Origin of the sequence: Pseudoalteromonas sp. PS5 (assembly GCF_004103255.1) — a bacterium.
GTDB classification, from domain to species: Bacteria; Pseudomonadota; Gammaproteobacteria; order Enterobacterales; family Alteromonadaceae; genus Pseudoalteromonas; species Pseudoalteromonas peptidolytica.
This window is the reverse complement of the sequence record NZ_RCSQ01000069.1, coordinates 22,961-29,034: the sequence shown is the minus strand read 5'-3', so window position 1 is coordinate 29,034 and position 6,074 is coordinate 22,961. Positions and strand designations below refer to the sequence as shown.

The window sequence follows — 6,074 nt, the reverse complement described above, 5'->3', positions numbered from 1 at the left end:
TGCTGCTCCACGATGCTTGCCAAGTCTGTATCGCTGGCAAATAACTCGGCGTTGTCGTGCCATTGACTGAGCGTTGCCTGCATTTGCTTATTAACCAAGCTAATGCTTTGATGGCGTTCTGTTAGCCGCTCCCCCAGCTGAATCAAAATGGCTTGCACTTGGTCAAGGATCCATTCTGCCCGCGCTGCGCTTAACCACTCAGCGTTGTAGTGCATTACAAAGTCTAAGCGGTCTGACTCGCTTTGAGCCACCACAGAAAGTGGATAGTCACCTTTTTCTATTGATTCTCTGAACTTCCAGCTGCCAGTATTTTCTGGAGTCGGGTAGTTTTCAAATACAAAGAGGGTATGGAACAAGCGCTGACCATCACGCTGTAATTTCGACAAGCTCATGTCGCTGTGGCTATTGAGTGCAGCTACGCCTTTTTGAATCGCTTTGAGGATGTCATTGCAACTTGCTTCTGCTTGCCAATTCACCACTAAAGGTAAGGTGTTGATGAATAAACCGACTGCTTGTTCAATCCCATTGACTGGAATTTCACGGCCAGATACGGTGCTGCCAACAATCGTTTGGTTATCACCAGAATAGGTTTGCAGTAACTTATGCCAAGCAAATTGCAGTGCCACGTTGAGGGTGACGCCAGCTTGCTGACAAGTATGTTGTAGTGACCTAAATGTCTCACCTTGAAGGCTAAACTGTACCGATTGCACTTGCTCAACAATTCGACTTTGCGACAAGTCATACTGGCCACCAAGCAACAAGTTTATATCGTTTGCGGTATTGAAGTCAGCTTGTTGCTGCTGCCAGTAGGCCTGCGTTTTCTTTGCATTTTTAAGATAATAAGCTTGCGCTTCTAAATAGGTTTGCTGGGTTTGCACCTCAGGTGTATCCCCAGCACAAAGTTGACGATAATATCCCGCAACCGCTTGCAGCATTAACGGTCCACTCCAGCCGTCATTAATGGCATGGTGCTCGGTTTTGATAAGCGTGTAGAGGTTTTCACCACGCTTAAATAAGCTGAAGCGAATAAGCCCAGGTTGGCTTAGATCAAACGGTATTTGCCTGTCTGCGGCTTGCGCCTCTTGAATAGCTTGTTGTTGGCTGTGCTCGTCAAGGGATGACAGATCTGTGATGGTAAAGTGACTGTCGTCAATACTGGCATCGCGACACACCACTTGAAGTAGGCACTCTTGCCAATCAAAAGCGGTGCGAAGAATTGGAAAGCGAACCGACGCTAAACGCCAAGCATGAATAAAATGCTCAATCTCTAGTGCTTGCTCAATATCCATGACGAGTTGCACCCGATAGGCATCATCCGTTGGGAAATTTACGGCATGATAGATAAAACCTTGCTGTAAACTATTAGCAGGGTAAAGCGCTTCAATATTATAGCGCTTGCTCAGCGCTTGATAATGGTCATAAGATAAATCATTTAACCCCAAGTCGCTTGGGGTTTGCTGCGGCGCTTGCGCGGCTAGTTCACAGCTTGCATTGATGACTTGGCGAAGCGCCATTTCAAAGTGCTCAACAAATGCCAAAGACTGCGATGGGGTTAACCTTGAAACTACATCAAAGTGAAGCGCAGTACCGCGAACTGCACCATTGATGTTGAGTAGTAGTGTGTTATCAGCCTGAGCGTTCGCCTTAGTCATCACATAACCTGCATGAGTATCATCGAGCTGCCAGTCTTGGTTTTTCTGCTGCTGATTCAATTGACCTAAGTAGTTAAAGCTCACCTGAGGGCGGATTGCAATGACTTTATCTGCTTGTACAAAAGCGCCATAACCTACGCCTTTATCTGGAATGTGGCGCAGCATTTCTTTGGTGTTTGCGATGGTTGTAATAACGTCGTTGTGGTGTTCAAGGCGCACCGGATACATACTGGTAAACCAGCCTAGGGTTTGTGACACATCCAAGCCGGGGTCGATATTTTCTCGGCCATGGCCCTCAAGTTGAATGTGATTGATGCTACTTTCAAACGTGCTGTACAGGGCAATATTGAGGGCCGCCAACAGCAAGTCGTTTATCTCAGTGCTTAAACCCAGATTGGCCTCTCGTAGCAGCTTAGCGGTTGTTTCTTGTTCTAATATGATGCTGTGCTGTGAGTGTGCTGAGTAAGTAGGTTGGCTGGTAAATCCTTGTTGTACTTGTTGCCAGTAATACGCCTGCTCTGGGTGAGTTGCAGGGTAGGCGGCAATGGCATCTACCCATTGACGGTAACTGGTGAGCTTGTCTGTTAGTATTTTGCCACTCAATAAGGTTTGTAAGTCTTGGCTTAGCACACGCCATGATACGACATCAATAATGACGTGGTGGAAGGCAAAAAACACCTGATTGCCCTGTGCTGTTTTTACTAACGCTGCCTGCCACAGTGGGCCATTAAATAAATCAAAGTGGCTTTGCAGTTTGGTTAGCTCGTCAAACAATACACTGTTACTTAGCTCGGTTGCATCAAGTAATGGCACTTCAAACTCCATTGCCTCCTGGTACGCTTGTTTTATCCCGTTGCTGGTCTGAACAAAGTGACAACGTAGCATGTCATGATGTGCGCTCAGCGCTTGAATAGCTTGCGTCAGTGCACGATGTTCAATGTGCTTTGGCAAGTTAAGAGTAAATGCTTGGTTCCAATGACTTGGATCTGGTAGCGCCAAATCAAAAAACCACTTTTGGATTGGCAGTAGTGCAAACTCGCCACTTAACGTGCCTTGCTCTGTACTCAGCTCAATGGTGTCGTTACTAACATGTTGAATGAGATAAGCTTGCGCTGCGATATTTGGGGCATCAATGATGTCTTTAACCTGGAGGTTAAAACCAGCTTTACGCAGCGCAGACACAAGTTGAATACTGACAATAGAGTCGCCACCGACTCTAAAAAAGTCATCGTTGACACCCACCTGTTCTAATCCCAATACTGACTGCCAAATACTGCATAGTTGCTTTTCTAATTCGCTGCTGGGTGCTTGATAATTGCCCTCATCCACCACGGTGGGAGTAGGCAGTTTTTTGTGATCAAGCTTACCGTTGTTATTAACCGGTAATGCCGACATGATTTCAAAGTAGCTTGGGATCATATAGCTTGGTAAAACCTGGGCCAGTTCCTGCTTTACGGCAGTTAAGTCCAGTTCACCGTTCTCTGGCACGATATAAGCGGCAAGCTGCTTGTTGCCAGCTTGCTCGAATACCACCACGGCAGCCACTTTGATTTGTGCCAATTCATTCAGTTGTGCTTCTATTTCAGAAAGCTCAATTCTAAACCCGCGGATCTTCACTTGGTGATCGTTACGGCCTAAGAACTCTAACGCCCCTGATTCAGACCAACGTGCTAAATCCCCTGTTTTATAAAGTTTATCCAGCCCAAGTTGTTTGGCCTTTTCGCTTGCAAATGGATTATCGATAAAGCGCGACGCCGTCATCTCTGGTTTATTCAGATAACCGCACGCAAGTCCGGCACCTGCGATAAATATCTCGCCTGTCGCTCCATGAGGTACGGGTTTTTGGTATTTGTCTAACAACAGCACTTGGCGATGATTGATGGCTTGACCAATGGGGACTGGACCGTCAATCTCGGCACACGGATAAAACGTAGTAAATGTGGTGCTTTCAGTTGGCCCATAACCATTAACAATCAGCTCTGGTCGAGCGCTTCTGGCAAGAATACTCTTCACTATGCTTGGGGTGATAGCTTCACCGCCTGTGATAACGCAGCGCACATGGTCATAGATACTTGGCTGTTGTAAATACAGTGAATCAAATAATGTTCGCGTTAACCAAAGCACACTTACGCTGTGCTGTTTGATTAATCTCGATAGGCTGTCAGGCTCAGCACCTTGTTGTGCACTTGCTACGACCAATTTGCAGCCGTTTATCAGCGGTGTCCAGATTTCAAACGTGGCGGCGTCAAAATTTGGATTAGATAGATGAACAAATACATCGTCTTCAGAGGTATTTAGTAAGTCGGTGTTTTGCACCAAAGAAACAACACCACGATGGGGCACGACCACACCTTTTGGTTCGCCCGTTGTGCCCGATGTGTAGATCACATAGGCTTCTGTGTGTGCGTTTGCATCTGTTAACACAGGTTGTGCGTCTGCGAGCACTAGGCTATCCAAACAGGTGATTTGCGGGTGAGCTTGACAACTTGAAACCAGCGCTGCAATGCGTGGGCGCAATTCACTTTGGGTCAAGATAAGGCCGAGCTGAGTATCGCTGAGCATATATTCGATGCGCTGATCTGGGTAATCAGGGTTCAGCGGCACATATGCACATCCGGCCTTTAAAATCGCTAGCTTAGCCACAACCATATCGACAGAGCGCTGACAGAATAGACCGACAAAGCGCTGGCTAACACTAAGGTCTACATGATCTTTAATGTAGGCGGCAAGCCTATTCGCATTTTGTTCTAATTCTTGATATGTCAGCTGTGTTTCGTTCTCAACCAGCGCGATTCGCGTCGGCGTTTTTTGTGCTTGCTGAGTAACTAATTCATGGATAGTAGTGTGCAAATAATCCGCATGCTCATCTACTTCAACCATTGGTGCTCGCTCATCAGCACTTAACAAAGAAATTTGACTATGCGGCTGATGTTCATCAGCAATCATGGCATCTAACACCAATGTCATCTGGTAGAGCAATCGTTGTGCTTTACCCGGTGCTAGCATGGTTTCGCAAAAGCTTAATTTGAGTAATAAAATGTCTTGCTGTTCAACGACACTGATGGTGAGCGGGTAGTCTACTTTCTCAATCATTTTATCGAATGACCACTTGAGTACATCTTGCCCCGCTGGCGTTGGGTAATTTTCAAATACAAATAAACTGTTGAACAGGCGAGTATTTGGCTCCTGTAGCTGTGACAGTGAAACGCTACTGTGGCCGTTAAGCTCAGCAATTTTGTCTTTCAAAGCGCTCAGCTGGGTGGCAATACTAGCGTCTTCTTGCCATTCTAGTGCCAGGGGCAGGGTGTTGATGTATAAGCCAACACTGGCATGGATCCCGTCAACCGGTAACTCACGACCAGAAACTGTCGTACCGACAATGGTTTGCTCAGCATCGCAGTAGTATTGCAATAATTTATGCCAAGCAAACTGCATCAATACATTCAATGTTAGTCCTTGTTGCTTAGCAAACGACTTAAGTTGCTGATAACGCTCTGAGGAGAGTTTTAACTCCCTTGCCGCTGCTTGTCTGATTTGTGAAGAGCCGGATTGGTCAATACTTTTGCTTAATAATCGATTGATATCATTGGGCTCAGCAAACTTTGCTTTTTGAGTCTGCCAATACGTGTCGCTAGATTTTTGGTTTTGCTGGTACAGCGCCTGCGTTTCTAGGTACGCAGTTTCCTCTTCTACGATCACCGGCTCGCCATTAACGAGCTTGCCATAGTTTTGGTGCACGGTTTGTAACATTACCGGAAAGCTCCAACCATCGCTGATACTATGGTGCTCTGCTTTAATCAAGGTGAAATGTGTATCGGCGCGTTTAACGATAGCAAAGCGCATTAACCCAGGTTTAGTGAGGTCAAATGGCGTATGGCGATCATCGTTTATTAATTTATCTATACGTGCTTGTTGCTCGATTTGGCCTAACGTACTGAAGTCGTAAAAGCTAAAGTGATCTGGAGTGAACCCAGCTCCTCCTTTGATCACTTGAATAATTTCATTATCCCAGTTAAATGCGGTACGTAGTGCAGGGTAGCGCATTGAAGCCAGTATCCAAGCTTGTTGGTAAGCATCAATGTTGAGCGCTTGATGGTAATCAATCACTAATTGGACGCGATAAGCATCGTCGTTAGGCTGGGCAAGGTGATGATAAACAAAGCCTTTTTGCATGCTGTTGGCATCATAAATAGCACTGATCTCAGAGGCTCTTTTACGCTCTGTCGCGAGGAGTTGTTCAAACTCCTGCTCGGAAAAAACCTGCTGCGACTTAAGATAGTCAAGTAATACGGTCTTATTTGCTTTGAGGTAGTCAACCCACTGTTGGCTGAGTCCTTGTTCACCGTGGACAATCTTCAACTTGTCTACGTTGGCCCAAAGCGCAATATTATCCTTTGCAAGTGATTGGCATAAATTCAACAT

Annotated in this window: 1 protein-coding gene; it reads right to left on the bottom strand. The window is 46.0% G+C overall.

Annotated elements, in window-relative coordinates:
• Positions 1-6,074 (bottom strand): non-ribosomal peptide synthetase (locus tag D9603_RS09630; RefSeq protein WP_128731144.1); only part of this gene is annotated, 6,074 nt, incomplete at its 3' end.